Genomic DNA, 26774 nt, shown 5'->3' with positions numbered 1-26774 from the left:
GGTGCAGTTCACGGGTCTCCGTTGCAAGCCTGTTCCGAGTCTCAGCACCCACCGGATCGGCTTGCTCCGTTCGCTATCCCCTCGGCCGAAGACCCGGTGCTGAGGAAATTCCTGCATCGCAGTTCGGATCTGCTCTGCCGTTGGATCGGCTCCGCTGATCGATCAAGCCCGGTCCCCGTCATGCGGCCCTTGCCTGACGTGGCACCAGGGCTTGATGGGGCCAGCGTTGAATCGCTGCTCAGTGATCTTCAGCAGGTGATGGATGGGGCGTATCAGCCGTCCCATCCCGGTGCTCTCGCCCATCTCGATCCGCCCCCGCTGACCGCGTCCATTGCGGCGGAATTGGTCTGTGCAGGTCTCAACAACAACCTCCTGGCCGAGGAGCTTTCGCCTGGTCTGACCGGCCTGGAACATGACCTCTGCCGCTGGTTCTGCCACAGGATTGGCTTGCCCGCCGGTTCCGGAGGGGTGCTGGCCAGCGGCGGGACCCTGAGCAATCTCATGGCTCTGGTGGCCGCACGGGCGGCGTTGAAGGCCAGCCATCGGGATCCTGTGCTGCTGTGCAGCCAAGACGCTCACGTCTCCATCAACAAGGCGGCAAAGGTGATGGGGCTGGCGGATGATGCCCTTCAGACGCTTCCCGTGGCCGCGGATGGTGGCCTTTGCCTCGAGGCTTTGGCCAAGCGTTTGAGAGCTCTGCAAGCGGCGGGGCGGCCTTGTCTGGCGGTGGTGGCCACGGCCGGCACCACAGTGCGTGGAGCCATCGATCCTCTGTCGGATCTGGCAACCCTCTGCCGTGATGCCGGAGTCTGGTTGCACGTTGATGCGGCTATTGGCGGTGTGTTCGCCCTCACGGCCCGCCATGCCTCTCTGATGGATGGCATGGAATCTGCCGATTCGATCACGCTGAATCCCCAGAAATTGCTGGGCATCACCAAGGCGTCATCCCTGCTGTTGCTTCGGGATCGAACCCATTTGCGTCAGGCCTTTTCAACAGGATTGCCCTACATGGAGGCGCCCAGGGGGATGGATCACGGCGGGGAGATCGGCTTGCAGGGCACCCGACCTGCTGAGATCCTCAAGCTTTGGCTGGGCCTGCGCCAGTTGGGCGAGGCGGGCATCGAAGCAACGCTCAGCGGAGCTTTGCAACGGCGAACCGCCTTCGCAGCCCAATTGGACCCGGAAAAGTTCACGTTGCTGGCGGGTGACCTGCACCTGCTGGCCTTTCATCCCAACCATGGAGATGCTGCTGCAGCTGGCCGTTGGAGTGAAGACACCCGGCAAATGCTGCTGTCTCACGGCTACATGCTGTCGCGACCATTTTACGGCGACCGTTTCTGCCTCAAGGCGGTTTTTGGAAACCCCCACACCACGGCTCAGCACCTCAGCGACCTGTCGGGACGACTGAATGAATCGCTGGCTCCAGCCTGATCGTTCACAATCGCCATCGTTCGAGACGCTCCGATGCCGGAACAGCAGCAGGGTTCACGCTGGGTCGCCATCGTCACCGGGGCGATCTCCGTGGCGATTGGTGTGCTCTATCTGCTTCTGATCACCGTTCTGGATGCCCGGGGGCCGATGCTTCCCCCTCCTGCTGAGGCCCTGGCCGGGGCGGAAGACGTCCTGCCGCCGACTGCTGAAGCGGTTCAACCACTTGCCGCATGGCACTGGCCAGAAAGCGCTGCAGTGAGAGTTCCCGTCGGTTGAGCTCAAAGGCCTGTTGAACCACGGTCTGCATGCCACCGTCACCCCAGTCCTGGTCCTGTTCGAAGTAGCGCATGAAACTGCTTCCGGCGATTCGGGTGAGCCATGCGGTCACCACCCCCTGGAGCACCTGCCCCAGCACCAGAGTGGGCAAGCTCAGGCTCAGGCTGGTGCCCAGCAAGCTCATGGCACCTTTGACGATGCCCAACTTGCCCAGGGTCTGTCCAAGGGAAAGGGCCAGATCCTTGGCGCGATCACGGGACATCTCGACCCCATAGATCTTGGCCATCTCCAGGATCATCTGGGCATTCACAGCTGCGGTGCTCAACAGATCCACCCCGGGCAGCGGATTGGCAGCGACAATCCCCGCTCCCATCCAGCTGTAGCGGTCAATGCAGCGTTTAGCTTCCCGAGACCGCTGGTCGTTCAACAGGTCACGCCCGCGGCTGTCGAGGGATCGGCACTGCAGAAGGATGTTGTCGGCAATCAATTCCTCCCCCTCGGCGTGCAGCACAACGGCGAGGCGCTGCAGCAGATCGCTGACGTCAGGCAGCGGCTGCAGCGGGCGACGGCCGGGTTGAGGAATCGATTGAGGAGAGGCGCTGCAGGCCACCACATCAGCAGCGTTGAGCTGTCCCTGGCAACGGGAGCGAAGCACCTGCAGGAGCCTTTTCTCCTCGTCAACTCCGCGTAAATCCCGCTTGTTCAGCACCAGGAGCAGCCGCTTGCCGAGCCCGGCGAGTGAAGTCACGACGGCGTATTCCGAGGCTCTGAGGTCCCCATCCACCACCACGATCAACAGATCGGCACGAACCGCCCGACGACGGGCTGTTTCCTCCCGGCTGAGTCCTTCGTCTCCGGCTTCCAGGATTCCTGGGGTGTCCACGAGCTGAAGACCACGCTCCAGGCCTTTCAAACGCAGCCGGTAGGCGCGGCTGGTTTTGGTCACGCCCATGGGCGCTCCCACATCGCCGACCATTTCATTGAGCAGGGCACGGATCAGCGATGTCTTGCCACTGGATCCAGTGCCGAATACCACAACCACCAGATCGCCTCGCTTCAGTTCCTCGGCGACCCGGTCGCGTTCGTTCTGAAGGCTGCGGCGACTGATGTCGTCCTGAATGCGTTCGATCAGACGATCCACATGGCCGAGGCTGGTGGTCGCGGCATCCCGCCGGTTCTGTGGAGCCGGGGTGGCTTGGCGTGGGTGTTGGCTCGGGCGTGATTTCAGGCGTTTCCACATCGGCCAACCCACCTGCACCGCCAGGGTGGCCACCAGCGCGAACCCCAGCAGTAGCACCGGCGTGAGCAACCAGGGAGGCAGGAAGTAACTCAGATCCCACAGCAGGCTGCGGATGGTCTGAACGGCAGCGCCGATCAGCACGAGTGCCACAAAGGCAACGGCGAGACCGATCAGCAACCGGGTTTGGCGTTTCATGCCTGCGTCACACCAGCCTCAGGGCAAGTTTGGGTCAGCCACGGCTGTTGTCACGGAGGCTGCTGTCCCCCCGGCGGGTCCAGAGGTCGATGGCAAAGCAGAGCACGGCGAGATTGATGGCGACATCCGCCCCGTTGAAGATCGGGAAATCGATCGGTTCGAGGGCTAGAAAATCCACCACGTGGCCCAGACGCCAACGGTCGATCCCATTGCCCACGGTTCCGCCTAGAAGCGCTGCTGCGGCGAGTGCCTGCCAGAACGGCAGCACCCGTTCATGCCAGATCCACAGGATCAGCCCGATGCCCACCCCCAAGCTGAGCAGCCCAAGCAGGGCAGTGGAGCCCTGCAAAACACTGAAGGCCGCGCCCGTGTTGTGCACCAATTGCAGCGAGAGCAGATGTGGCAGCAGGGGTAGGGATTGACCCTCTCGCAAAGCGCTCGAGGCCGCCGCCTTGCTCAGCTGATCCACCACCACGATCACTAGGGCAATCAGCAGGGTTGAGCGACGTGGAAGTGGTCTCGTCATGGCTCGATGATCAGCAACCGACGCAGCACAATTGAAAGGAATCCTGCACCGATGCAGAGCACCATCTGAGCCGGTAGCGGACCGATTGAAAACTGCATCAGCAGCTCGGGAAAATCAAGGCTCCATCGCCCCAGCAGTGCCCCGAGGGCGAGATTCAGCACCCCGCAGATCTGGAGAACGAGCAGCCCTGCCAGGGCACAGAGAGACTGTCTGGGCAGGTCATCCATGCCGTCCTGCTGCGCCAGTCGACCGGTGAGCCAGGCTGCGGGCACGAAGCCCGCGAGGTAGCCGAAGCCCGGTTCAAGCACGTAGTTCAGCCCTCCACCGCCATGGAACACCGGCAGGCTGAACAATCCCAGGCTCAGATAGCCAACAGCGGCCATCACGCCGGCACGCGGGCCACTGACCATGGCGCAGAGAAGCAGCGCTGGCACCTGCCACGTGACCGGCAGGGGGAGAAGGATCGGCTCGGGAGCAGGCAGGAACAACGCGGCCGGCACAAGACCACCGATGAGGATGGCAAGCAGACCCGCCAGGGCACCACACCAGGAGGCGAGAGCCCTCACATCACTCACTCAACTCGGCCCATCCTGCTCGACAATGCAGATCCTGCCCAGTTCAGATGTCGGTATCGATTGGTGATCAGCTGCGCCTGTCGCAGCAGCTTCCGTACCTCAAGTCGGCGGATCCGATGCCGATGCTGCGGCCGCCGGATCTGGTGGCCGCCGGTGAAGTAGGCGAAGTGGTTGCACTTCATCCGATGGACACGGTTGCTGTGCGTTTTCGCCGGGGCACGTTTCTGATCCCCCTCGATCGGCTGGATCCGGTGGATGCAGCTGAGGTGGACTAAGCAGCGTCCCGCCGATTCCAGCGCCGTTCGAGCTGCTTAAGTGCAGCGGAGGTTCCGCACAGGCTGAGTCGTGGTTCCCTCAGCCAACGTTGGGCGGCATGGAGCACATCCGTCGGTGTCAGTTCCGCAAGAGCCCGCACACAGCGCTGGTCATGATCGTCGGGGAGCCCTTGGGCCTTCAGCTGAACCCGTCGCTCTGCCCGTTGGGAGCAGGTCTGCAGGCCCTGGGCGAGCTGACCGATGTACTTGGCCCGTGCGAGCTCGAGTGCGGCCTCACTGAGGGGTTGCTCACTCAGCTCGTCCCAGATGTTTAGCAGCAAGTCCAGCGCGAGCTCTGAGCGCTCCTCCACGCTCGAGGCCATCAGCACAAAGGGCGCCGGTCCTGCCAGGGCAGGGAAGTGCGCGGCCACGTCGTAGGCCACGCCATGGTCTTCCCGCAGGCGCTGGAACAGCAGGCTCGACATCCCCACGCCCAGATGGCACTGCAACAGTCGCAACGCCAGTTCATCCGGGTGTCCATGCCCCAGCGTCGCCTGCCCAAGCATCAGAACCACCTGTTCGGTGTCCATTGCTTCGAGCTGGATCGTTTCGGTTCCTACCGCTTCGGCGTAGGGACGGCGGCCTGAGCGATCGTTGCCGCTCCCTTCTGGCCAGTCGCGAAAGTCCTCAAGGGAGCCAATCGTGTCGATGATTTGCGGTGGGACGCTGCCCGCCAGGGCGAGAACGCTCGATGCCCTCGGTAGCCGCTCGGCCAGGGGGAGAAGTGCCTCCCGATCCAGATCATCCAGCTCTTCAGCGATGCCCATCGGGTCGTGGCCGTAGCCCCCGTTGCCATAGGTCAGCTGCCGCCATCCGGTCGTGGCGCAATGGAAGGGGTCCTCCCGCTGCCGTTGCAAGGCCTGAATCGTGAGCGAACGTTCAAGGGCCACCTGGCCAGGCTCAAGCCGGGGCGAACGAACCATCTGGGCCAGCAGGGGAAGGAGCTGCTCCGCGTCTTCCACCGTGCAGCGCAGGCTCAGCACGAGCGCATCTTCCTGGACATCGCAGCGCAGACCTGCTCCGCATCCCTCAACAAGGTCCGCCAGGTCAACGTGGTTGTGTCGTCCACAGCCGCGGCTGAGCAGAGATGCCAGCAGGTCATGGGCACCCCGTGTTCCTGCAGGGTCGTCGGCGCTGCCGAAAGGAAGCAGCAGTTTCGCGGCCAGAATCCCCGGGCTTGAGACCGGTTCGATCAGCAGTTCGGGGTTGCTCATCCGTGTTTCGTCTTGGCCTGGGCGGTCAGCAAAAACGCCTGTTCGGGTTGAAGCCTTGGGAACAGGTCTGAGCGAAGCCGCTCGGCCGTCCATGGCGGCAGGAAAGCAAGAGGATGGAGCAGATCCTGCTGCCGGTCCCAGAGGGTCTGGCTGGCGCTGAGCCCAGACACCTGGCCCGTCGATTCCAAGGCATAGCGCAGTCCGTTGCTCACCAGCTGCTGGCCCCGTTTCAGCTCCTGATCGCTGACGAGCTCTTCCTCCATGGCGCGCAGCTGCCGGTTCACCTCGTCTTCCACAGCCTCCAGATGCTCGTCTGGACAGATCACCTCCAGCGTGATCAGGCTTCCCTGCTCCAGAACCGAGAGGTCCATCGACACGCTTTCAACGATCTGCAGTTCCTCTCTCAAGCGGTTCACGAGACGACTGCGTCGTCCTTCCCCCAGAAGGGTTGTGGCGAGATCAGCGGCCATCACCCCTGTTTGATCCTGGGCCCGTGGAGCTTCCCAGAGCATCAGCAGTCGGGCGGATTCGAGCCGGTCCACAACAACGCTTTCGCGTCCAGGACGCACGCTCAGGGGCGATGACGGTGATGAGGGCTCAGGCGCATCCAGGAGGTCCGCCAGAGCCGAGGAACCCAGGGCACTGCGCAGCTCCGCTGACGAAGGCCCGGCCATCGCCAGACAGCAGTTGGAACCGCGGTACTGCCGCTGATGAAACGTCCGCATGGCCTCGGGCGTCATGGCCTCCAGGCTGCGGGGGGTACCCAGGATGGGTCGGCCGTAGGGGTGCTGGTCACAGCCCTTGCTCAACAGCAGTTGCAGCACCTGCTCATTGGGTTGATCGGCGTATTGAGCGATCTCTTCAAGCACCACCCCCCGTTCCGTGTTGAACCCGTCAGGCTCGAGGCTTGGCTGCAACACCAGTTCCAACAACAGATCCAACGCTTCGCGGGCTCGATCCGGGGGTGTCAGCACGTGGAAGTGAACGTCATCAAAGCCTGTGGCGGCATTGCTGCTGCCCCCCAGAGCTTCGATGGCTTCATCGAATACCCCTGCGGCCAGCCGCTCACTTCCCTTGAACACCATGTGCTCCAGGAAATGGGCCATGCCCTCTTCCCCTGGCTGCTCACTGGCACTGCCGGCACGGCACCAGAGATCGAGACAGGTCAGGGGTGCATCCGGCATGTCCGCCGTCACGCAGCGCACTCCGTTGGGGAGGGTCCAATGGTCGAGTGGGGGACCGGAGAACGGAAGGTTCAGAACTGCGTGGCAAAGTTCCATTCTGTGCCTGCCCCTTCGATGCAGCCCAAGCCGCTGGCGCCACCGCCAGGACAGCATCCCCTCGTGCAGGCCTTGGCGGCGTCGATCCGTAGTGCCTGGGCGGGATTGCCCGGATTGGAGATCCTCCCCTGCGATGAGGATTTGCGCTTCATCCAGGGGCAACTCGATGGCGAGGGCCTATCGATCGGCAACGAGCTTTTTCGCTGCATCGGCCTTCGCAAACTTCATTTGGAGGTTGCGCGACTCGGCAACGGCCTGCAGATCCTCCACAGCGTCTGGTTCCCCGATCCCCACTACGACTTGCCGATCTTCGGGGCCGACATCGTGGCCGGCCCTGCAGGCATCTCCGCCGCGATCGTCGATCTGTCCCCCACCTCCGATGCCTTGCCGGAGCAGCTGATCCAGCGGCTTGAGGCCAGGCCATGGCCCGCGTTCCGTCAGGTTCGGGAGCTGCCGGCCTGGGGATCAGCCATCTTCTCGAACAAGGTGTGCTTCATCCGCCCCGATGGTGCTGACGAGGAAGCAGCCTTTCAGGAACTGGTGAGCCATTACCTGCAGGTGATGGCCACCAGCGTGATCGAGGCGACTCCCGAACCGTCCACGGCTCTCACTACAGTCCGCCGGTACGAGGGTCAGTTGAACTATTGCCTTCAGCAGAAACGCAACGACAAGACCCGCCGCGTGCTCGAGAAGGCCTTCGATTCAACCTGGGCCGATCGCTACATCGACATGCTTCTGTTCGACAACCCTCCGGAACTCTGATGACCCCCAAGCGCTGGTCTGTTCTGGCTGGAAGTTTGGTTATTGCGGTCATCGGCGGCTGGTTGCTGCGGCCGACGCCCGAACCCAAGCCGGTTGAACCGACGCCTGCACCCACGGTTCGTCCCGAAGCGGTCGCGGCCCTGGGGCAGCTGAAGCCCGCCGGGGACATCCGCAATCTGGCGGCTCCCAATGCGGGGATGGCGGGGACACCCCGGGTGGCAGCCCTCAATGTGAATGAGGGTGATCTGATCAAGACCGGCCAGGTGTTGGCGTCCTTCGATCACCGGGATGGACTGCTCGCTGATCTGGAGCGCGTCGATGCGCAGCTGCGCAGCCTCGATCAGGAAATACAGCTTCAGGCCCTTGAGGTAGAGCGCTTCAGCAGAGCCGCCGATTGGGGTGCGGCCGAATTGACTCTGGTGGACAACAAGCGTGAAGAGCTGGTTCGTCTTCAGGGACAGCGGGATCAGGCCCTGGCGGAGCGCAAAGGGCTTCAGGCCGACCTCGTGCTCAGTCAGCTGATCTCGCCCCTTGACGGTGTTGTGCTCAAGCTGCATGCCCGTGCAGGCGAGCGCCCTGGTGCAGAGGGGGTGATGGATGTGGGGGCCAATCAGGCGATGCAGGCCAGCATCGAGGTCTACGAATCCGACATCTCCCTGATCCGCCTCGACCAGTCCGTGCGCCTCATCAGCGAGAACGGTGGTTTCCGAGGTGAACTCGTCGGGCGCGTCCTGCGCATCAGCCCGCAGGTGGAACAACGGTCTGTTCTCTCCACCGATCCCACCGGCGATGCCGACGCCCGCGTTGTGATGGTTGATGTGGTGCTGAACCCTGAAGATGCCGCCAAGGTCAGTCGTCTGGCGGGTTTGAAGGTGATCGCCCGCTTCGATCCATGAACCGGTTCTGGCGGGGGCGTCGGATTCCCCTCTCCTGGCTGTTGCTGACGCGCCAGCCCGTTCGCTTGCTGGTGGCGCTTGCTGGCATCAGTTTCGCGGGAATTCTGATGTTCATGCAGCTTGGATTCCGTGATGGCCTCTTTGACGCCAGCGTCACAGCGCACCGGCTGTTCGATGCTGATGTTGTTCTGATCAGTCCCCGCTCTGCCAGCTCCGTGAGCATGGAGGCCTTTCCAAGGCGGCGGCTAGTTCAGACCCTGGCTGATCCAGACGTCGATGGGGTGACTCCGGTGCATTGGGGGCTGATGCTGTGGCGGAACCCGGAAACGCGGCGCAACCGGTCGATTCTGGCCTTGGGTTTCAATCCCGACGACCCCTTTTTTGTCGATCCCTCCCTGGCTGAGAAAACTGACGCTCTCAAGCAGAAGGGGCGGATCCTCTTCGATCAGCTGTCACGTCCTGAATTCGGACCCATTGCCGATTGGTATCGCGATGGCCGTGTGGTGGAAACCGAGATCGCTGGCAACCGCGTCCGGGTGGCGGGTCTGGTGAGCCTGGGCACCAGCTTCGGTGCCGACGGCAACCTGCTCACGAGCACGGAGACGTTCCTCGATCTGATGCCTCAGAAGCCGCCTGGGGCGATCGAAGTGGGTCTGGTGCGGTTGAAGCCCGGCGCGGATCCTGAGCAGGTGGTTTCCCGATTGAGACAGCGACTGCCCAAGGATGTTTCGGTGCTGACCAAGCAGGGCTTCATCGATTTCGAGCAGAACTATTGGAAGAGCAGCACCTCCATCGGTTTCATCTTCACGCTCGGCGCCGCCATGGGCTTCGTGGTGGGATGCGTGATCGTGTATCAGGTGCTGTACACCGATGTGAGTGATCACCTGCCGGAGTACGCCACTTTGATGGCCATGGGCTATCGCCTCAGCCATCTGTTGGGAGTGGTGGTTCGTGAGGGCTTCTATCTGGCGGCGATGGGGTACGTCCCCGCCTACATGGCCGGGCAGGGGCTGTACTGGTTCGTTCGTGACGCCACCAAGCTGCCCGTCGGCATGGATCTGTCCCGGGCGTTGACCGTTCTGGTGATGATCCTGGTGATGTGCATGTTGTCGTCGTTCCTGGCCATGCGTCGTCTCATCGATGCAGACCCTGCGGAGATCTTCTGATGGCAGCTGTTGTCGTCGACAACCTCTCCCACGCTTTCGGCCAAGGGGAGATGCGCCGCGCGGTTCTTCAGAACATCAGCTTCAGCATCGAGCCGGGCGAAGTGGTGTTGCTGACCGGTCCTTCGGGCTGTGGCAAGACGACACTGCTCACCTTGATCGGCGCCTTGCGGACGGTTCAGCAGGGTGAGGTGTCGGTGCTTGGTGAGTCCCTGCATGGTGCAGGCCGTCGGCGCCGCCAGCAGGTGCGCCGGCGCATTGGAATGATTTTTCAGGGGCACAACCTTCTGCGCTGCCTCACTGCTGAACAGAACGTGCAGATGGGAGCCGATCTTCTGCCTGATCTCAGTTACAGGGCGCGCCGGGATGAGGCTCGTCAGTGGCTACGTGCCGTTGGCCTGGAGGACCACATGGCCAAAGTCCCCCATGACTTGTCCGGTGGACAGAAGCAGCGGGTCGCCATTGCCCGTGCCCTTGCCGCAAACCCCCGCCTTCTCCTGGCTGACGAACCCACCGCTGCCCTGGACAGCCGTACGGGCCGGGAGGTGGTGGAGCTGCTTCGCCGACTCGCCCGTGAACAATCCTGCGCGGTGCTGATGGTGACCCATGACCCGCGCATCGTTGATGTGGCCGATCGCCTGCTTCAGATGGAGGACGGGCGATTAAAGAATGCTGTTTAGTACGATGAAAGTTGACATCAGAGCCCGCAGTTCCGCATGGCCAAGCGCAGAAACCTGAAGAAAGAAAAGCAGGAGCGGAACCGCGCCTACGCGCGCAAGTTCAAGAAGCGCAAGATGCGGAACGATGGCCGTGGTGAAGGCGCTGGTAACGGTGTGACCGGAACCGCCAACAACGGTGGTGCCGCCGACTGATCAACGGATCAGACCATGCATCAAAAAGGGGGCCTGCGGGCCCCTTTTTTGTTGTTCGTAGGGTGGGTGGCCATTTGCATCGGCCGTCGCGATGTTCGTCAGCGTCGTTATTCCGACCTACAACCGACGCCCGATCCTCGAGAAATGCCTCTCGGCACTGGAAGATCAGCAGCTTGCTGGAGCTCTTCAGGACTACGAGGTTGTTGTGGTTGACGACGGTTCCACCGATGGAACGCCATCATGGCTGAGCGAGCAGTCCCAGCGTTTTCCCCATGTGCGCCTGATCGAGCAGGAGCACGGTGGTCCTGCCGAGGGCCGAAATCGCGGTGTGGATCACGCCCGTGGCGATGTGATCGTCTTCATCGACAGCGATCTGGTGGTCACAGAAACCTTTCTGGCCACCCATGCACGGGCGTTGCAGCGGTGCTGGCAACGGCGCGGTGATCGGCTCTGCTTCACCTACGGCGCTGTCATCAACACCGCCAACTTCGAAGCACCCTGCTCGGAGCGCCACAAATTACGAGACTTGTCCTGGGCTTATTTCGCTACTGGCAATGTGGCCATCGATCGGCAGGTGCTGGAGCGCTCAGGCCTGTTTGACACCGGTTTCCGCCTCTACGGCTGGGAGGACCTGGAACTGGGTGAGCGTCTGCGGCGGATGGGGGTTGAGTTGGTGAAGTGCCCGGACGCTGTCGGCTATCACTGGCACCCCGCCCTGAGTCTCGACCAGATCCCCCGACTTGTGGAAGTGGAGGGTGAACGGGCCCGTATGGGGCTTGTTTTTTACCGCAAACATCCCACCAGGCGGGTGCGGTTGATCATTCAGTTCACCTGGTTCCATCGCATCCTTTGGGAAGTGCTCACCCTCGGTGGGCTGATCAATCCCTCAAGCCTTCGCCCGCTGCTCCGTTGGCTGATCCGGCATGGCTATCCCGGAACGGCTATGGAGTTGCTTCGTTTGCCCCTCAATCGCATCGGTGTGCGTGCCCTGTTCCGTGAAGCCAGAGCGGCAGGGCTTCGCTGATCAACGTTTTGATACCTTCTATAGGTCCTTTCACTCCGCACACCTGCCCGTTTCGGGTGCACCGTGAGACCAGCTCCTGCTGGTTGTTCAGGTCCCTGGCAGGTGGAGGCGAACCCGAAACCCTCAAACCATGGCTGTCGTCACCCTCGCCGAGATGATGGAGGCTGGTGCTCACTTTGGGCACCAGACTCGTCGTTGGAACCCCAAGATGTCGCGCTACATCTATTGCGCGCGCAACGGCGTTCACATCATCGACCTCGTGCAGACCGCCGTCTGCATGAACAACGCCTACAAGTGGACCCGTTCTGCTGCACGCAGCGGCAAGCGTTTCCTCTTCGTTGGCACCAAGAAGCAAGCCTCTGAAGTTGTGGCGCTGGAAGCCGCCCGCTGCGGAGCCTCCTACGTGAACCAGCGCTGGTTGGGCGGCATGCTCACCAACTGGACCACCATGAAGGCGCGGATCGACCGTCTCAAGGATCTGGAGCGGATGGAGTCCAGCGGCGCCATCGCCATGCGCCCCAAGAAGGAAGGTGCGGTGCTGCGTCGCGAACTTGAGCGTCTTCAGAAGTATCTGGGTGGCCTCAAGAACATGCGTCGCCTTCCCGATGTTGTGGTCCTGGTGGACCAGCGTCGTGAGTCGAATGCGGTGCTCGAAGCCCGCAAGCTCGACATCCCCCTGGTTTCCATGTTGGACACCAACTGTGATCCGGACCTCTGTGAGGTGCCGATTCCCTGCAACGACGACGCCGTTCGTTCTGTGCAACTGATCCTGGGCCGTCTGGCCGATGCGATCAATGAGGGCCGCCACGGTTCCAACGATCAGCGTGGTGGCGACAGCGAAGGCTGATCTCCTCTCACCGCTAAGTTCACGCCGCTGATTCCAATCAGGGAATCGGCGGCGACTCAATTTCCCTTCTCACTGCTCCGACCGATGGCTGCTGCCGTATCCGCCAAGCTTGTCAAAGAACTGCGCGACAAGACCGGCGCGGGGATGATGGATTGCAAAAAGGCCCTGGCCGCCACGGAAGGCGATGCCAACAAGGCCGTTGAGTGGCTTCGCCAGAAAGGCATCGCCAGCGCTGAAAAGAAATCCGGCCGCACCGCCGCCGAGGGTGCCATCGGCAGCTACATCCACACCGGTGCCCGCGTGGGTGTGCTGGTTGAGGTGAACTGCGAAACCGACTTCGTGGCCCGGGGCGACATGTTCCAGTCGCTGCTGCGTGATGTCTCCATGCAGGTGGCGGCATGCCCCAACGTTGAGTACGTCACCACCGACGAGATTCCCGACGAGATCCGTGAGCGGGAAAAGGCGATCGAGATGGGTCGTGACGATCTCGAGGGCAAGCCTGAGCAGATGAAGGAAAAGATCGTTGAGGGCCGCATCGGCAAGCGCCTCAAGGAACTCGCCCTCATGGAGCAGCCCTTCATCAAGGACAGCTCCATCACCGTTGCTGACCTCGTCAAGCAAACCGCTGGCAAGATCGGCGAGAACGTGAAAGTTCGTCGCTTCACCCGTTACACCCTGGGCGAGGGCATCGAGGTGGAAGAGAACGATTTCGCTGCTGAAGTGGCGTCCATGCAGAACGCCGGCTGATTCCCTTGTCCGACCCGGACGTCAGGCCTGCTTACGACCCGTCAGAACAGCTGGCACGCCTTCAACGGTTGTGCCGGCTGCGGGCCATCGCCCTGTACAGGGAACAGGCTCTATATCTTCAGGTGCTGCGGGAACTGCTGGAAGGAGCCACCCGTCAGGCCCTGTTCAATCTTCTCGGTGAGGTTGATCCCTCCCGTTTTGGTCGACTGCCGGAGTCGACCCGTCAGAATTTCCATGCATCGGTCACAGACCTGATCGACCGCTGCAGCGTTCTGCTCACAGTTGAGCAGCTGATGCAGCTGGTGGGGCAGATGCAGCAGGAGCAACGGCGCCAGCAGGCCCATGCCAGCAGAAGCATGCTGCAGAAACTCAGTCGCCAGTCCCAGGAGAGTGCGCCTAAACCCGAGCCACCCACCTCTGAGCTCCCACGGGAAGAACCGAGCGGATCCATTCAGTTGAGCTTGGCTTCACCGCTTGAATCCCCCCCCGAGGACGGCTTCCCCGGATCCCGTTAAAGAACCGGTCCCAGAACCCGCAGACAACAAATCTTCAGGTGATTTGGATGTGCTCCGCTCACTGTTCGAGCTGGCCGGTGATGCGATGCAGCAGGCCCAACAGCCCCTTGATCCCGGTGCTGTTCTTGATCCTTCGGTGGACGGCAACGACCACTTCCTTCCGAATGAACCGGATGCGCTGTTGCATTGGATCCAGGCCATGGATCAGGCGCTTGAGCGACGCCTTCGCAACCTGTCCCATGCGTTGAATGTGCAGATGCTGCGGTCAGGACTGGCCCAGACCCTTCTTCCAATCAGCCTTCTGGATGCTGTCCTGAAGGGGCAGGTCGAAACGCAGCCAACCGCCACGAACGTGCTTCGCCTGCGCCTCCCTCTGGCCGTCGGTGAGCTCGACCAGGGCATGGACGTGCTCTGCGTGCTGTTACGCAGCGACGATCTGGAGTTCGACAGCCCACGTCTGCGTCAGTGCCGCAAACGATTGCGCGCTCACCACCATGCTCTGCTCACAATGGTGCGGCAGCAGCGTCATTGGCAGCGTCGCTCCCTGGATCGTGAGGCCCGGACCCATTGGCAGACCCCATCGGATTCAACGCAGCAGCTGAGCGGGGACTGACCAGCGAGCAGCTGTCGCTGCTCCTCAACTGGATGCTTCCCCTTCAACGCTCGCTGGGGTTGGAGGCCGACCGTGGTTTTCAGAATCTGCAGGGTCGCCAGCAGCGCTTTCACGCCTTTCTGCAGCAGCAACTCGCAGCGCCTCCGGCCGTTCCCTTCCCCCAGGGGGTCAGTGAGCGCATGTCCAAGCTCAGCTCTGGCTTTGCCGACTATCCGGAGCTCGCTGATCCGGCCCGCCGTCGCTTGGTCGCCGATGCCCGTCAGTGGCTGCATGAGCTGCGCCATCGCCTGGAACCCTCGGCTCCAATGGCACCGCCACGCCTCAAGGTTCAGGCGTCGCCCCAGCAGCGTGCCAGCTCACCACTGCAGCTCGATAGTCCCATCACCCAGATCCGTGGTGTGGGTCCGAAATTCGCGGCACGGCTGGCTTCGATCGGCCTGCTATTGGTGCGTGACCTGCTCCGCTATTACCCCCGTGATCATGTCGATTACTCCGCGATGCGCCGCATTGAGGCGCTGGTGTCGGGGGAAACAGCCACGATCGTCGCCATGATTCGCCGTTGCAACGGATTCGTCAGCCCACGGAACACCAACCTCGCCATCATTGAGCTCCAGCTGCAGGACCCGACCGGTCGCCTGAAGGTGAGCCGTTTCCTGGCGGGCAAACGCTTCAGTTCTCCGGCTTACCTCAAGGGCCAGCAGCGTCTCTACCCCGTTGGTGCCACCGTGGCCGTCAGTGGTCTGGTGAAAGACGGCCCCTACGGCATCACCTTTCAGGATCCGTTGATCGAGGTGCTGGACAGCCCCTCGTCTCCGGTCAAATCCCCCAGCATCGGCCGGCTTCTCCCGGTGTATCCCCTCACCGAAGGAGTTGGCGCGGATCGGTTCCGCAGCCTGATCGATCAGGTCCTGCCCCTCGCGGCATCGTGGCCTGATCCTCTCCCCGCCGCGATGCAGCGGCAATTCCAGCTGCCGGCACTGTCGGAGGCCCTGCAGGCCCTGCATGCGCCCAAGGACCGCGAAAGCCTCGATCGGGGACGGCGCCGGCTGGTGTTCGATGAGTTTTTGCTCCTGCAGCTCGGTCTGTTGCGCCGACGCCAGGCGCTGCGCTCCCGGACGGGTCCGGACCTGGATCTCCAATCCAGTGCCAATGGGCTGGTGGGGGAGTTCATGGATCTTCTGCCCTTCCGCTTCACCGCAGCCCAACAACGGGTGTTTCAGGAGATCGAAGCCGATCTGGCGCGCAGCGAACCCATGGCCCGTCTGGTGCAGGGTGACGTGGGCTCGGGCAAAACAGTGGTTGCCATTGCAGCGTTGCTCAGCACCATTGCCTCGGGCTGGCAGGGGGCCCTGATGGCCCCCACGGAGGTGTTGGCCGAGCAGCACTACCGCAACCTCTGTCAGTGGCTGCCGCAGCTCCATGTGAGCGTCGCCTTGCTGACGGGATCCACGCCGCGGCCCCGCCGTCGGGAGCTACTGGATGACCTGGCCAACGGTTCGCTGAAGGTGCTGGTGGGCACCCATGCCTTGCTCGAGGATCCTGTCGTTTTCAACCGCCTGGGGCTGGTGGTGGTGGATGAACAGCACCGTTTCGGTGTGCATCAACGGGATCGCCTGCTCAACAAGGGCTTGCAGCCCCATCTGCTCACCATGACGGCAACACCGATCCCTCGGACCCTGGCGCTCTCGATGCATGGGGATCTCGATGTCAGCCAGATCGATGAATTGCCGCCAGGGCGAACACCGATTCGCACCCGCATGCTCACGGCCGCAAAGCGCGAGAAGGCCTATGAGTTGATCCGTGAGGAGGTGCAGCTGGGCCAGCGGGCCTATGTCGTTCTGCCTCTGGTGGACGAGTCTGAAAAGCTCGAGCTTCGCTCAGCCGTTGAAGTTCACGCTGAATTGGCCTCGGAGGTGTTCCCAGATCTGGCCGTTGGTTTGCTGCATGGGCGTCTCTCTAGTGCTGAAAAGCAGGCGGTGCTGACCGATTTCGCTGCTGGCACGACTCAGGTGCTGGTGTCGACCACGGTGGTGGAAGTGGGCGTGGACGTGCCTGAAGCCAGCGTGATGGTGATCGACCATGCCGAACGTTTCGGCCTGGCGCAGCTGCATCAGTTGCGGGGGCGCGTTGGCCGTGGCGCCGCTGCCTCCCATTGCCTGTTGATCAATGGCAGCTCCAATCCCCTGGCCCGCCAGCGTCTGGATGTGCTGGTGCGCTCTACCGATGGCTTCGAGATCGCCGAGATGGATCTGCGCTTGCGGGGGCCTGGCCAGGTGCTGGGAACCCGACAATCGGGCCTGCCTGATCTGGCCCTGGCCAGCCTTGCTGATGATGGTGCTGTGCTGGAGGACGCACGAACAGCCGCCCAGGAGCTGTTGAACAACGATCCTGAGCTCGCGCAGCACCCGTTGCTGCGCGAGACCCTGGAGGCCCAGCAGCGTCGCCTCAGCGGTGGCACCCCCTTGAACTGATCCATCCCGTTGCCGCGATTCGATGCGCCCCTGGAGTCCGATTCCAATCGAAGAGTGCGGCGAGCCTTTGCAAGCGCTGCCTTCCGCTTTGTTGCGGATGGAGCCTCATCCGTACATGGCGCTGGGGGCTCCCTATGGGACGTCGGGGAATCCCTTTCAATTGCGCCTGGGGGTCGTTCAGCGCCTGCTTGATGCTCAGCAGCAGCTGGTCGAGCACGATCCCCGCCTGCGCTTGAGCATTTTTGATGCCTGGCGGCCGATCGCCGTGCAAGCCTTCATGGTGGAACGCAGTATTGCTGAACTCTGCCGTGAACGCGGCGTGGAAGCACGCTCAGGGCACGCCTTCGATCAGGTGGTGGCCGATGTGGGGCGCTTCTGGGCTGCTCCCAGTCGGGATCCTGCGACCCCGCCTCCCCACAGCACCGGTGCTGCTGTTGATCTCACCCTCAGCAGCAGCGATGGAACGCCGCTGGCCATGGGGGGAGAGATTGATGCCATTGGTGCGGTGTCTGAACCGCAGCACTACTCCGGTCGGGAGGATCCCGAAGCTCGGCGCTGGCATCAACGCCGGCAGTTGCTGGCTGAAGTGATGGGAGCAGCCGGCTTTGCTCAGCATCCGAACGAGTGGTGGCACTACTCGTTCGGCGATCAGCTCTGGGCTTGGCGGAAGGGTGCAGCTGTGGCGGTCTACGCCGAGGCCGTCAACAGCGCGCTCACTTCCTGATCACCCAGCTTCTCGATGTGGTCCCCGAAGCTGCGACGTCCACCGGCGGCTTTCCAGCTGAGGAGGAGCGGTTCAAGGGTTGTCTCCAGATCATCCAAGGGCAGTTTTTCCAGGTAAGGGCGCGCCAGACGCTGGAGATTTGGGGTGCCGCCGAGCCACAGCTGGTACTGGTTAACACCGTTGCCCACCAAGCCCAGCTCCGCCATGTAGGGGCGGGCACAGCCGTTGGGGCAGCCGGTCATCCTTACAAGCAGGGACTTCTCAATCTCGAGCCGTCGCAGCTGGGCATCGAGGCGATCCAGAACATCCGGAAGAATGCGCTCAGATTCGGTGATGGCGAGCCCGCAGGTGGGTAGAGCTGGGCAGGCGATGGCATGCCTGGCCAGAGGTGCTGGGGCTTCAGGCACCTCAAACCCGAGGGCTTCCAGCTGGGTACGAATGCTGGCTCGCTGGGAGGTGCCGATGTTGCACAGCAGCAGGTCTTGGTTGGCGGTGAGGCGAATCTCCAGCTGGTAGGTCTCCACCAGCTCCCTCAGCCCTGCCTTGAGATCTCCGTTCAGGCGGCCACAGAGCAGTGGAAGTCCCACGAACCACATCCCTGCCTTCTGGCGATGCCAGCCTAGATAGTCCAAAAGCTTGGCCTTGGGCTCATTGCGCAGCCCCTTGAGGCTTCCCTTGAAATAGGTCGCGCACAGGGTGTCGCGGAACCACTGGATTCCCTTGTCGTGCAGCAGATACTTCATGCGGGCGTGCTTGCGCACCTCCCGATCACCGTGATCCCGTTGCAGCGCCAGGATCGCCTGAACCACATCCAGAACGTCGGCAGCATCGACGTAACCCAAAGGATCCGCCGTGCGGGCGAAGGTCTCCTCCTTGTTGTGGGTGCGGCCCATGCCACCGCCCACGTAGACGTTGCAGCCCCGCAGATCGCCGGAGGGGTCGGTGAAGGCCACTAGGCCGATGTCCTGGGTGAGCAGGTCAACAGAGTTGTCCCCCGGCACGGTGACGGCCACCTTGAATTTCCGGGGTAGGTAGGTGTCTCCGTAGAGAGGTTCCTCAGTGCTGCCGGAAAAAACGCCGCCCTCGCTCTGGCGCTTTCTGGCCTTCTGAACGGCTCGGCTGGGCTTGAAGCGATAACTCAGGTCACCATCCACCCAGAGGTCCAGATAGGCCCCCTCGGCCGCTTCGGGGCTGAGCAGATCAGCAATTTCATCGGCCAAGCGCCGTGCCACGGGATAGCCGCCTTTCTCAAAAGGAGCTGGTGGTGCCATCACATTGCGGTTGATGTCCCCGCAGGCCGCCAGGGTCGAGCCCATGTTGCGAACGATGGTGCCGATCACCTCTTTCAGGTCGGCTTTGGCGATGCCGTGCATCTGGAAGGCCTGACGGGTGGTGGCCCGCAGAGTTCCGTCCCCAAGGCGGTTGGAGAGGTCATCGAGTGCGAGGAACAGTCGGGCAGGGATGCGTCCGCCCGGACTGCGCAGCCGCAGCATCATCTGCCAGCTGCGAACCTTGTCCGTCTTGCGCAGTTCGCGGTGGTGCTGTTGGTAGCTGCCGTGAAACTTCAGCAGTTGAACGGCATCTTCCGTGAAGCGAACATCGTCGTTGCTGAGCTCGCTCAACAACGGGTCGCGTAGATGGTCGCTGTCCAGCTTGCGCTGCTCCGCCTTGGACAGCGATTGAGTTCCTGTTTCCGCCACTGCCAAGGAGCCTTCCCCCACCCCGAAAAGGATTTCTTGATTTGAACGTAGCGAAACGGCTTCCAATACAGTCGCTTCCGGCTCTGACCATGGCGTGACGGCAACCTTTCTTCTGGAAATCGGCACCGAGGAGCTTCCTGCCGATTTCGTCAGGCAAGCGCTTGACCAGCTGCAGCAACGGGTGAGCCGTGATCTGCGTGAGGCAAGGCTTGGCCATGGAGCGGTGTCGGTGTTCGGCACCCCCCGGCGTCTGGTGGTCTCCGTTGCTGATCTGGAGGACCGCCAACCCGATCTTGAGGAAGACCGCAAGGGCCCTCCCGTGGCTCAGGCTTTTAAGGACGGCATCCCAGGGCCAGCGGCGATCGGTTTCGCCAAGCGCTGCGGGGTTGATCCCTCAGCTCTTGAGCAGCGTGACACTCCCAAGGGGCCTTGTGTCTTCGCAACCGTGCTCACCCCCGGTCAAGCCTGCGTTGAACTGCTCCAGGGGCTGATCCCCCAATGGATTGATGCGTTGCAGGGGCGGCGGTTCATGCGCTGGGGCACCGGAGCCCAGCGCTTCAGCCGCCCCATTCGCTGGCTGCTGGCGCTGAAGGGTTCAGAGGTGATCCCGGTGGTGCTGGGCGGCGCTGACCCTGAGGTCCGCAGCGATCGTTTCAGCCGTGCCCACCGTCTCCATGGTGACGAGCCCCTCTCCATCGCATCAGCGGAGCAGTTTGGAGAGACCCTTGCCGCCGCTGGCGTTGTTGTCGATCGTTCGGAGCGGGCCAAACGAATTCGTGCCAGCCTGGACCAGTCGGCACAGGCCGCTAACGGAACTCCCGACTGTCCGGAGTCGCTGTTTGAGGAACTGGTGGACCTGGTTGAAGACCCCAGGATTCTCGAGGGAACCATTGCTGAGCGGTTCCTGCAGCTTCCTCCGGAGGTGATCAGCACGGTGATGCAGGCCCACCAGCGTTATGTGCCGCTGCAGGTGCCTGGTCTGGAGGCTGATCCGCTCCGACTTACCGCTGAGGCTGTGCTTCGGCCCCAGTTCCTTTTGGTGGGCAATGGCCTGGCCCCGGCGTCGTCCTTGATTGTTCGCGGCAATGAACGCGTGCTTGGAGCTCGCCTGGCGGATGCCGAATTTTTCCTCGATGTTGACCGGCGTCAGTCCAGCGAATCCCGGCGTGAAGCCCTCGACCGTGTCACCTTCGCCGAGGGCCTGGGAAGTCTTCTGGACCGCTCCGAGCGAATCGAGCGGCTTACGGGCCTGCTGTTAAAGCAACTCGGTCTTGATCAGAGCGTGGTGGATGCGGCCCAGCGTGCTGCTCATTTCTGCAAGAACGATCTGGTTAGCCAGATGGTGGGTGAGTTCCCTGAACTTCAGGGCCTGATGGGAGGCAAATACCTCCTGGAGGAGGGAGAACCCCGCGATGTTGCTCTTGCTGTGGTGGAGCACTATCTGCCCCGGGGAGCCGGTGATGCTCTGCCCGCAACCCCCGCGGGAGCCGTAGTGGCCTTGGCGGAACGGCTCGAGCTGCTGCTCAGCATCTTTGCCAAGGGAGAGCGACCAACCGGATCCTCCGACCCCTATGCCCTGCGGCGGGCCGGCAATGGTGTTGTGCAGATTCTCTGGGGCATGGCCTGGCGCCTAGACCTCATGGCCTTCCTCAGCAACGCCGTGGAGGAGTGGGCTGCTCTGTTCCCGGCCTTTGCGGTGGATGCCAGCCAACTGCATAACGACCTCTGTCAGCTGATGCGGCAGCGGATCGTGTCTCAACTGGAAGACGACGGCTTTGCGCCTGATCTGGTGCAGGCTGTGGCTGGTGATGCTGTCTCTAGCCAGCGTCTGCTCAGTGATCCCCTGGATGTCAAGCAGCGGATTCAACTGTTGCGTGACCTTCGGGACAGCGGTCAGCTGGATGCCGTCCAGGCGGTGGTGCAGCGGGCAGCGAAGCTTGCCGAAAAAGGTGATCTGGCACGCGATCAGCTTGTGGCCGGCGAAGTGGTTGAGGCCGAACGGTTCGAGTCCGCCAGTGAGAAGGATCTGTTCGCAGTTCTCGAGCAGCTGCAGCCATTGGCTCAGCGGCGGTCTTATCAGGCCCTTGCCGATGCCCTCGTCGCGGCAACCCCGGCGCTTCAGGCCTTCTTTGATGGTGACACCAGCGTGATGGTGATGGTCGACGATGCCGCGCTGAGGCTCAACCGCCTCAACCTGTTGGCGGTCCTGCGCAATCAGGCTTCGGTCTTGGCCGAATTTGAATCGATTCAATCCAAATGAAGGCAGCCCTGGCCTCTGCGGCTAAGCAGGGGCCAGCCGCTTGAGCCGCAATGTCTGATCAATAGACGACCACAAACCAGCCGCCTGTGGTGATCCGTCAGGGAGGAAATGGTCTGGGCAGCGTGATTGCGGCGCTGATCTTGGCTGCTGCCGCCGTTTACGCCGTCAACGTCTGGTCGACGACCAAGAAAGAAACATCCCCCGCCAAGAACATTGAGCAGGGGATTGAGCGGATCAAGGATGCCGCTGGCAAGGCGATCGAGTCACGCAACTGACCAGAGGCATTGTCATTGGTGTTGCAGAGATGTTGAGGGCCGGCCTCCCTCAGGAGACGCCGGCCTTTTCCTTCGACTCGGAACCTTTGGAGTTCCCCTCCTTGGATTCGCCAGCCTGAGCCTTGATCTGCTGGGCCGCTTCCTCCGCCAGGAAATCACCGTCGGAACGGCCAACGGCCGAAGGAACAGGGTTGTAGACGGATGGAGCCAGAGCCTCGCCCCGGATCAGGCTGCCCAGGGTGCGGAGGGTGAGCTTGATCTGCTGCCAGGGGTTCATCATCACCACCCGTTTGTACAGATAGCTGTCAAACGTCAGCTTCTGCACGTCCTTGTCGTCGCACATCTCGACGAAGGCTTCCCGGGCAGCGTCGTTGCGATAGAAGATTCGCTGCAGGATGTCGAGCACCGCATAGGTGGCACCGTATTTGCGGTCCCAGCGCTTGAGGTAGGTCGACTTGATCTGCTTTTCAGTGGGGATGGAGGCACCGTTGTTGGAGATTTCCACAATCGCTTCGGCACACATCCGGCCGCTCTTGGCAGCGAAATAAATGCCTTCCCCGGAGCTCTTGGTGACGTAGCCCGCTGCATCGCCCACCAAGGCCATACGGCCCACAACCCGACGCGGACGGGGGTGCTCAGGAATCGGATGGGCTTCCACCTTGATCACTTCGCCCTGGAACAGGCGCTTGTTGGCCCGTTCACGAATGCCCCTTTGCAGACCCTTGATCAGGCTCTGGTTCTGCTGCATGGTTCCCGTTCCCACGGCCACGTGGTCGTATTTGGGGAACACCCAGGCATAGAAGTCGGGAGAGACGTCTGTTCCGACGTACATCTCAGCCAGATCTTCGTAGTAGGTCATCTCCTCAGCAGGAAGCTTGATCCGTTCCTGGAAGGCGATGGCCACGTTGTAATCGCCGGCATCCATGGCTTTCGCTACCCGGGAGTTGGCGCCATCGGCACCGATGATCAGATCCACGGCCAGGGTCTTCTGCTCACCGGTGGGGCCGCCACCGCTGTAGTCGGCGTAATGAATGGTGTAAGGGCCCTGACGGTCTGCACCGGTGTCGATCTTCTGCACCAGGCCGTTGATCAGAGTTGTGCCCAGATCGGCGGCGCGGTTGCGCAGGAAGGCATCGAACACCTCACGACGGCACATGCCGATGTAGGCGTTTTCGTCGTAACCCAGGGGGTCCAGCTTGATGTCCACCTCCCGGTTGGAAGGGGAGATCATCTTCATGTTGCGGACCTTGCGGTCGATGATTTCGTCGGGCAGGTCGAACTCTTCGACCATGCAAAGCGGAATGGCCCCACCACAGGGTTTGGCGTTGTCGAGTTTGCGCTCGAACAGCCAAGTTTCAATTCCCGCCTTGGCCAGAATTTCGGCAGCACAGGAGCCACTTGGGCCACCACCGATCACCGCAACTCGCAACATCTCAGCCCGTCTCCGCTGGATTGTTTTGTGAAGCTATCACTGTCACAACAACCATTGTGGGTTGAGCTGGCTGCTGCCTTTACGATCGAAACAACACGCATCAGCGCCTTGGTTCGGGCCTCCTCTGCGCGACGCATCGAGCGGGAGGACATTCCGGTCGCTCGACGAACACGGCAGCCGCGTCAACGCAAGGGAAATGGCGCAGCTGGCTTGCTGTTTGGGCTCGTTCTCGTCTGTGCTGGAAGCCTGGCTGCCGTGATGCTGGTTCCCACGCTGCTGTCACGGCGCCAGCCCACGCAGAGCCTTGAGATTTCAGGCTTTCGCGAACGTCCTGACGCCGATGGCCGACTCCTGGGCCACTTCCCCTATGGAGAGGCTGACGCTGATCAACTCATCGTCTTTGAACCGGGGATCGAGCTGAATGTGAAAGCCGCCGAGGCCCTCGACACGATGATGCGTTTCGCCTTGGCTGACGGGATCGATCTGCGTCTGCTCAGTGGATTCCGCTCCCTGGCCCTCCAGGAATCGATCTTTTTTGATGTGGCCTCCGAACGGAACCAGACCGCCGAAGAGCGAGCCCAGGTGTCAGCTCCACCGGGCTACTCCGAGCACAGCACGGGTTACGCCGTTGATCTAGGCGATGGCCGTTTCCCTGAGACCAACCTCTCCCAGAGCTTTCAAGACACCGCCGCCTTTCGCTGGTTGCAGGACCATGCGGCGAGATATCACTTCGTGTTGTCCTTCCCTGAAGGCAACAAACAGGGTGTGATGTACGAGCCCTGGCATTGGCGCTACGAGGGCAATGCGGATGCACTGCGTTTGTTCGAGCCGGCCAGTCGGTTCTCCAGGCGCGACCCTTGACCGTTCCCGAACTGCTGTCACCTGCCGGCGACTGGGCTGCGATGAAGGCGGCCGCTGCCTCCGGTGCCGATGCGGTGTATTTCGGCGTTGATGCCTTCAACGCCCGCCAGCGGGCTGAGAATTTCCGACTGCAAGACCTTCCTGAGGTGATGCAGTGGCTGCATCAGCGGGGGGTGAAGGGATTCCTCACCTTCAACGTGTTGGTGTTCAGCGATGAATTGGAGGCAGCGGCTCAGTTGCTGATCGCTGCAGATCGAGCCGGTGTGGATGCGGTGATCGTCCAGGACGTGGGGCTCTGTCGCCTGGCCCAGCGGCTGGTGCCGAATCTCTGTGTGCATGGCTCAACCCAGATGTCGATCACCAGTGCCGCGGGTATTGCCCAGGCTGCGGCGCTCGGTTGCCAGCGGGTGGTGCTGGCCCGTGAGCTGGCCCTGCGTGATCTCGAGCGACTGCAGACACAACTGGTTCAGCGGAACCTTGCGATGCCGTTGGAGGTGTTTGTGCATGGCGCCCTTTGCGTCGCCTATTCCGGTCAATGTCTGACCAGTGAATCCCTCGGGCAGCGCAGTGCCAATCGAGGAGAGTGTGCCCAGGCCTGTCGCTTGCCCTACGAAATGGTGGTGGATGGGCAACCCCACCCCCTTGAAGACCAGCGCTACCTCCTCTCGCCCCAGGATCTGGCGGCCTGGGAGCTGCTGCCGGAGTTGCAGCGCATCGGCGTGGCCAGCCTCAAGATCGAAGGGCGTCTGAAGGATGCTGCCTACGTGGCAGCCGTCACCGACGCCTATCGCCAGCGCCTGGATCAAACCCCCGCTTCGGCGCCGCAGGTGCAACGCCAGCTTGAGCTGGCCTTTTCCCGAGGCCTTTCCACCGGTTGGCTTGAAGGGGTGAACCATCGCCGTCTGGTGCATGGCCGCTGGAGCAAGAAGCGGGGCCCGCTGCTGGGGCAGTTGCTGCGGGTGGAGCGGGGTGGTTGGTTGCATCTGCGCAGCCGGGAACAGCTGCATCCCGGGCAGGGCCTTGTGCTGGAACAACTGTCGTCCGACCCGCTGCAGCCGCCTCGGGAGATCGGTGGCCGGATCATGGTGTGTGAGCGGATGGGCGACGAACGCTGGAAGCTGCGCCTGGGGCCCGATCGTGTGGATGGCTCTGGCTTGAGAGCTGGCGCCTCGGTCTGGCTCACCAGTGATCCCGATTGGCACTCCCGTTGGCAGCGTGCCGCCCGTCGCACGGTGGAGGCTCGGTCCAGGGATCTGGCGCTGCGGGTGTCCGGTCGGCTGGATGCCCCGCTGGAGTTGCAGGTGCTGGAGCCCCAGGGATTTGAGCTGAAGCTCTGCAGCACCATGCCGCTCCAGAGTGCTTCGCAGCGCCCCCTGGACCGGGAAAAGCTTGAGCAGCAATTGGGACGCCTGGGGGGAACCGGTTGGTCGCTTCAGCATTTGGAGATCGAACTGGAGGGCGATCTTTTTCTGCCCGTGGCGGAACTAAACCGCATGCGCAGGGCTCTGCTGGAGCAGTTGGAGGCCACAGGGGACTGCAGCACCGATTCAGGGCCTGTCCCTGCAGCCACTAAAACGGCAGACCCAACGGAGCTGCTGGCTCAGATGTGCCCACCAGCTGTCGCTCCCCTCAGCGAGACCAAGCCAGGCTTGGTGGTGCTGGTGCGCAGCCTGGAGCAGCTGCAGGCCTTGGTGGATCTCTCCGGCACGGACCTGCCGATTCGCTCGGTGGTGGCGGATCTCGAGCAGCCTCGGGAGCTGAGGGAAGCGGTGGCGATCGGTCGAGGCTGCTGGCCTGAGGGTGTATGGCTGGCCGGTGCACGGATCACACGGCCTGATGAACGCTGGTCGCTTGAGCCACTGATTCGGGCCCGTCCTGACGGCTTCCTGGTGCGAAATGCCGATCAGCTGGAGGTGCTGACGCCGCTGGCCCCCTGCATTGGTGACTTTTCCCTCAACACCGCCAACCCCCTGAGTTTCCACTGGTATCGCGACCATTGGGCGCTGCAGCGACTCACGGCCAGTTACGACCTCAACCTTCAGCAACTGCTGGATCTGGCCGCCGCCGTTGATCCAGCGCTGCTGGAGGTCACCCTGCACCAGCACATGCCGTTGTTCCACATGGAGCATTGCTTGTTCTGTGCATTCCTCTCGGACGGCAAGGACCACACCGATTGCGGTCGTCCCTGTGAGAAGCATCACGTCACTCTGCGGGATCGCAGTGGCGTTGAACACCCACTGCGGGCTGATCTGGGTTGTCGGAACACCCTTTTCAATGGGACGGCGCAATCGGGCGTTGAAGCGCTTCCGTCGCTGCTGCGGGCAGGCGTGCGCAGGATCCGGCTCGAACTTCTCGATGAGGATGCCGCTGCGACGCAACGGCGCGTCAGCCTTTACGCCGAGGCTCTGGCGGGTCGGATGGCCACCCAGGAGGTCTGGTCCCAGGAGCAGATCCACCACCAGCTGGGCGTCACCCGCGGCAGCCTGCGCAGCAAGGGTCCGGAGCGCACCAGTCGATTCTCACGTTGAGATAACCTGTCCCACTGCGCCTTTGGCGTTCTT

25 protein-coding genes are annotated in these 26774 nt (G+C 62.4%); 18 read left to right on the top strand and 7 right to left on the bottom strand.

All coding sequences use genetic code 11. The features are described 5' to 3' along the window. Positions 1-21: 21 nt before the first annotated feature. Positions 22-1431 carry an aminotransferase class V-fold PLP-dependent enzyme gene (locus tag DXY04_RS11230; RefSeq protein WP_115162118.1) on the top strand — a complete coding sequence of 470 codons (1410 nt, stop codon included), beginning with the start codon at positions 22-24 and terminating at the stop codon, positions 1429-1431. Between the two features lie 121 nt (positions 1432-1552). Here the strand turns inward: DXY04_RS11230 and DXY04_RS11225 are convergent, their stop codons facing one another. From DXY04_RS11225 to DXY04_RS11215, 3 genes are read right to left on the bottom strand one after another with little or no spacing between them, the layout of a single operon-like run. After that, a complete protein-coding gene (locus tag DXY04_RS11225) occupies positions 1553-3142 on the bottom strand; it encodes a YcjF family protein (protein ID WP_115162117.1) in 1590 nt (529 codons plus the stop codon). A 34-nt stretch (positions 3143-3176) separates the two neighbouring features. Continuing rightward, complete coding sequence (gene lspA, locus DXY04_RS11220) at positions 3177-3668, bottom strand: signal peptidase II (RefSeq protein WP_115162116.1); 492 nt, start codon at positions 3666-3668, stop codon at positions 3177-3179. Further along, the gene (locus DXY04_RS11215) at positions 3665-4234 is read right to left on the bottom strand and encodes a biotin transporter BioY (RefSeq protein ID WP_115162250.1); all 570 of its coding nucleotides are present in this window, start codon (positions 4232-4234) and stop codon (positions 3665-3667) included. Before DXY04_RS11215 ends, lspA begins: the two co-directional genes overlap by 4 nt. Before the next feature lie 56 nt (positions 4235-4290). On the opposite strand from DXY04_RS11215, the gene DXY04_RS11210 reads away from it, so the two are divergent. After that, a complete protein-coding gene (locus DXY04_RS11210; protein WP_006849608.1) occupies positions 4291-4518 on the top strand; it encodes a DUF3148 domain-containing protein in 228 nt (75 codons plus the stop codon). Here DXY04_RS11210 and DXY04_RS11205 read toward each other — a convergent pair. Together DXY04_RS11205 and DXY04_RS11200 are read right to left on the bottom strand one after the other, a co-directional pair. Beyond that, on the bottom strand, positions 4515-5771 hold the full coding sequence (locus tag DXY04_RS11205) for a pitrilysin family protein (protein WP_115162115.1): 1257 nt from the start codon (positions 5769-5771) through the stop codon (positions 4515-4517). The two genes, DXY04_RS11210 and DXY04_RS11205, sit on opposite strands and share 4 nt — an antisense overlap. Continuing rightward, entirely contained in the window at positions 5768-7051 is a 1284-nt protein-coding gene (locus DXY04_RS11200; protein WP_115162114.1) for a pitrilysin family protein, read from the bottom strand. Before DXY04_RS11200 ends, DXY04_RS11205 begins: the two co-directional genes overlap by 4 nt. 18 nt (positions 7052-7069) lie before the next feature. Between DXY04_RS11200 and DXY04_RS11195 the strand changes: the two genes are divergently transcribed. From DXY04_RS11195 to DXY04_RS11145, 12 genes are all read left to right on the top strand, one after another. Further along, positions 7070-7813: a phycocyanobilin:ferredoxin oxidoreductase gene (locus DXY04_RS11195; RefSeq protein WP_115162113.1), complete on the top strand. Its 744-nt coding sequence runs from the start codon at positions 7070-7072 to the stop codon at positions 7811-7813. Next, on the top strand, positions 7813-8709 hold the full coding sequence (locus tag DXY04_RS11190; RefSeq protein ID WP_115162112.1) for an HlyD family efflux transporter periplasmic adaptor subunit: 897 nt from the start codon (positions 7813-7815) through the stop codon (positions 8707-8709). Before DXY04_RS11195 ends, DXY04_RS11190 begins: the two co-directional genes overlap by 1 nt. Continuing rightward, positions 8706-9875: an ABC transporter permease DevC gene (gene devC, locus DXY04_RS11185; RefSeq protein ID WP_114989062.1), complete on the top strand. Its 1170-nt coding sequence runs from the start codon at positions 8706-8708 to the stop codon at positions 9873-9875. The genes DXY04_RS11190 and devC overlap by 4 nt, the downstream gene beginning before the upstream one ends. Beyond that, positions 9875-10552 carry a DevA family ABC transporter ATP-binding protein gene (locus DXY04_RS11180; RefSeq protein ID WP_114989063.1) on the top strand — a complete coding sequence of 226 codons (678 nt, stop codon included), beginning with the start codon at positions 9875-9877 and terminating at the stop codon, positions 10550-10552. The genes devC and DXY04_RS11180 overlap by 1 nt, the downstream gene beginning before the upstream one ends. A 36-nt stretch (positions 10553-10588) precedes the next feature. Continuing rightward, positions 10589-10744, top strand: a complete 156-nt coding sequence (locus DXY04_RS11175) for a hypothetical protein (RefSeq protein WP_006850288.1) — start codon at positions 10589-10591, stop codon at positions 10742-10744. A gap of 91 nt (positions 10745-10835) precedes the next feature. Next, the gene (locus DXY04_RS11170) at positions 10836-11768 is read left to right on the top strand and encodes a glycosyltransferase family 2 protein (RefSeq protein ID WP_115162111.1); all 933 of its coding nucleotides are present in this window, start codon (positions 10836-10838) and stop codon (positions 11766-11768) included. A gap of 130 nt (positions 11769-11898) precedes the next feature. Further along, positions 11899-12615: a 30S ribosomal protein S2 gene (rpsB, locus tag DXY04_RS11165; RefSeq protein WP_006850376.1), complete on the top strand. Its 717-nt coding sequence runs from the start codon at positions 11899-11901 to the stop codon at positions 12613-12615. An 84-nt stretch (positions 12616-12699) separates the two neighbouring features. After that, positions 12700-13362 carry a translation elongation factor Ts gene (gene tsf, locus DXY04_RS11160; RefSeq protein WP_038555235.1) on the top strand — a complete coding sequence of 221 codons (663 nt, stop codon included), beginning with the start codon at positions 12700-12702 and terminating at the stop codon, positions 13360-13362. A 5-nt stretch (positions 13363-13367) separates the two neighbouring features. Beyond that, positions 13368-13877 (top strand): hypothetical protein, encoded by a 510-nt coding sequence (locus DXY04_RS12495; protein ID WP_244278672.1) that lies wholly within the window; start codon positions 13368-13370, stop codon positions 13875-13877. 49 nt (positions 13878-13926) lie between these two features. Continuing rightward, positions 13927-14490 carry a hypothetical protein gene (locus DXY04_RS12490; RefSeq protein WP_244278671.1) on the top strand — a complete coding sequence of 188 codons (564 nt, stop codon included), beginning with the start codon at positions 13927-13929 and terminating at the stop codon, positions 14488-14490. Then, positions 14445-16961 (top strand): ATP-dependent DNA helicase RecG, encoded by a 2517-nt coding sequence (gene recG / locus DXY04_RS11150; protein ID WP_115162110.1) that lies wholly within the window; start codon positions 14445-14447, stop codon positions 16959-16961. The genes DXY04_RS12490 and recG overlap by 46 nt, the downstream gene beginning before the upstream one ends. Positions 16962-16983: 22 nt before the next feature. After that, entirely contained in the window at positions 16984-17685 is a 702-nt protein-coding gene (locus DXY04_RS11145; protein ID WP_115162109.1) for a M15 family metallopeptidase, read from the top strand. Here DXY04_RS11145 and DXY04_RS11140 read toward each other — a convergent pair. Continuing rightward, a complete protein-coding gene (locus DXY04_RS11140; RefSeq protein ID WP_115162249.1) occupies positions 17649-19391 on the bottom strand; it encodes an NADPH-dependent assimilatory sulfite reductase hemoprotein subunit in 1743 nt (580 codons plus the stop codon). The two genes, DXY04_RS11145 and DXY04_RS11140, sit on opposite strands and share 37 nt — an antisense overlap. A gap of 88 nt (positions 19392-19479) precedes the next feature. On the opposite strand from DXY04_RS11140, the gene glyS reads away from it, so the two are divergent. After that, entirely contained in the window at positions 19480-21645 is a 2166-nt protein-coding gene (glyS, locus tag DXY04_RS11135) for a glycine--tRNA ligase subunit beta (RefSeq protein ID WP_115162108.1), read from the top strand. An 89-nt stretch (positions 21646-21734) separates the two neighbouring features. Further along, the gene (locus DXY04_RS11130) at positions 21735-21920 is read left to right on the top strand and encodes a hypothetical protein (RefSeq protein WP_115162248.1); all 186 of its coding nucleotides are present in this window, start codon (positions 21735-21737) and stop codon (positions 21918-21920) included. Between the two features lie 49 nt (positions 21921-21969). Here DXY04_RS11130 and chlP read toward each other — a convergent pair whose 3' ends face one another. Next, a complete protein-coding gene (gene chlP / locus DXY04_RS11125) occupies positions 21970-23352 on the bottom strand; it encodes a geranylgeranyl reductase (protein WP_114989068.1) in 1383 nt (460 codons plus the stop codon). A 108-nt stretch (positions 23353-23460) separates the two neighbouring features. Between chlP and DXY04_RS11120 the strand changes: the two genes are divergently transcribed. Then, a complete protein-coding gene (locus DXY04_RS11120; protein ID WP_115162247.1) occupies positions 23461-24213 on the top strand; it encodes a M15 family metallopeptidase in 753 nt (250 codons plus the stop codon). After that, complete coding sequence (locus tag DXY04_RS11115) at positions 24210-26741, top strand: U32 family peptidase (protein ID WP_115162107.1); 2532 nt, start codon at positions 24210-24212, stop codon at positions 26739-26741. The genes DXY04_RS11120 and DXY04_RS11115 overlap by 4 nt, the downstream gene beginning before the upstream one ends. Positions 26742-26774 lie beyond the last annotated feature (33 nt).

The sequence above is a fragment of the Synechococcus sp. UW86 genome (assembly GCF_900474085.1).
Taxonomy (GTDB): domain Bacteria; phylum Cyanobacteriota; class Cyanobacteriia; order PCC-6307; family Cyanobiaceae; genus Parasynechococcus.
Note: the sequence above shows the minus strand (reverse complement) of the source record. Positions and strands in the feature narration are given on the sequence as shown.

Excerpts from the sequence above, each read along its gene's own strand:
- DXY04_RS11225 (WP_115162117.1), bottom strand. The coding sequence starts at position 3,142 with ATGAAACGCCAAACCCGGTTGCTGATCGGTCTCGCCGTTGCCTTTGTG.
- chlP (WP_114989068.1), bottom strand. The coding sequence starts at position 23,352 with ATGTTGCGAGTTGCGGTGATCGGTGGTGGCCCAAGTGGCTCCTGTGCT.
- devC (WP_114989062.1), top strand. The coding sequence starts at position 8,706 with ATGAACCGGTTCTGGCGGGGGCGTCGGATTCCCCTCTCCTGGCTGTTG.
- DXY04_RS11180 (WP_114989063.1), top strand. The coding sequence starts at position 9,875 with ATGGCAGCTGTTGTCGTCGACAACCTCTCCCACGCTTTCGGCCAAGGG.
- DXY04_RS11210 (WP_006849608.1), top strand. The coding sequence starts at position 4,291 with ATGTCGGTATCGATTGGTGATCAGCTGCGCCTGTCGCAGCAGCTTCCG.
- rpsB (WP_006850376.1), top strand. The coding sequence starts at position 11,899 with ATGGCTGTCGTCACCCTCGCCGAGATGATGGAGGCTGGTGCTCACTTT.
- DXY04_RS11200 (WP_115162114.1), bottom strand. The coding sequence starts at position 7,051 with ATGGAACTTTGCCACGCAGTTCTGAACCTTCCGTTCTCCGGTCCCCCA.
- lspA (WP_115162116.1), bottom strand. The coding sequence starts at position 3,668 with ATGACGAGACCACTTCCACGTCGCTCAACCCTGCTGATTGCCCTAGTG.
- DXY04_RS11190 (WP_115162112.1), top strand. The coding sequence starts at position 7,813 with ATGACCCCCAAGCGCTGGTCTGTTCTGGCTGGAAGTTTGGTTATTGCG.
- DXY04_RS11145 (WP_115162109.1), top strand. The coding sequence starts at position 16,984 with ATGCGCCCCTGGAGTCCGATTCCAATCGAAGAGTGCGGCGAGCCTTTG.
- DXY04_RS11175 (WP_006850288.1), top strand. The coding sequence starts at position 10,589 with ATGGCCAAGCGCAGAAACCTGAAGAAAGAAAAGCAGGAGCGGAACCGC.
- DXY04_RS11195 (WP_115162113.1), top strand. The coding sequence starts at position 7,070 with ATGCAGCCCAAGCCGCTGGCGCCACCGCCAGGACAGCATCCCCTCGTG.
- DXY04_RS11170 (WP_115162111.1), top strand. The coding sequence starts at position 10,836 with ATGTTCGTCAGCGTCGTTATTCCGACCTACAACCGACGCCCGATCCTC.
- tsf (WP_038555235.1), top strand. The coding sequence starts at position 12,700 with ATGGCTGCTGCCGTATCCGCCAAGCTTGTCAAAGAACTGCGCGACAAG.
- DXY04_RS11205 (WP_115162115.1), bottom strand. The coding sequence starts at position 5,771 with ATGAGCAACCCCGAACTGCTGATCGAACCGGTCTCAAGCCCGGGGATT.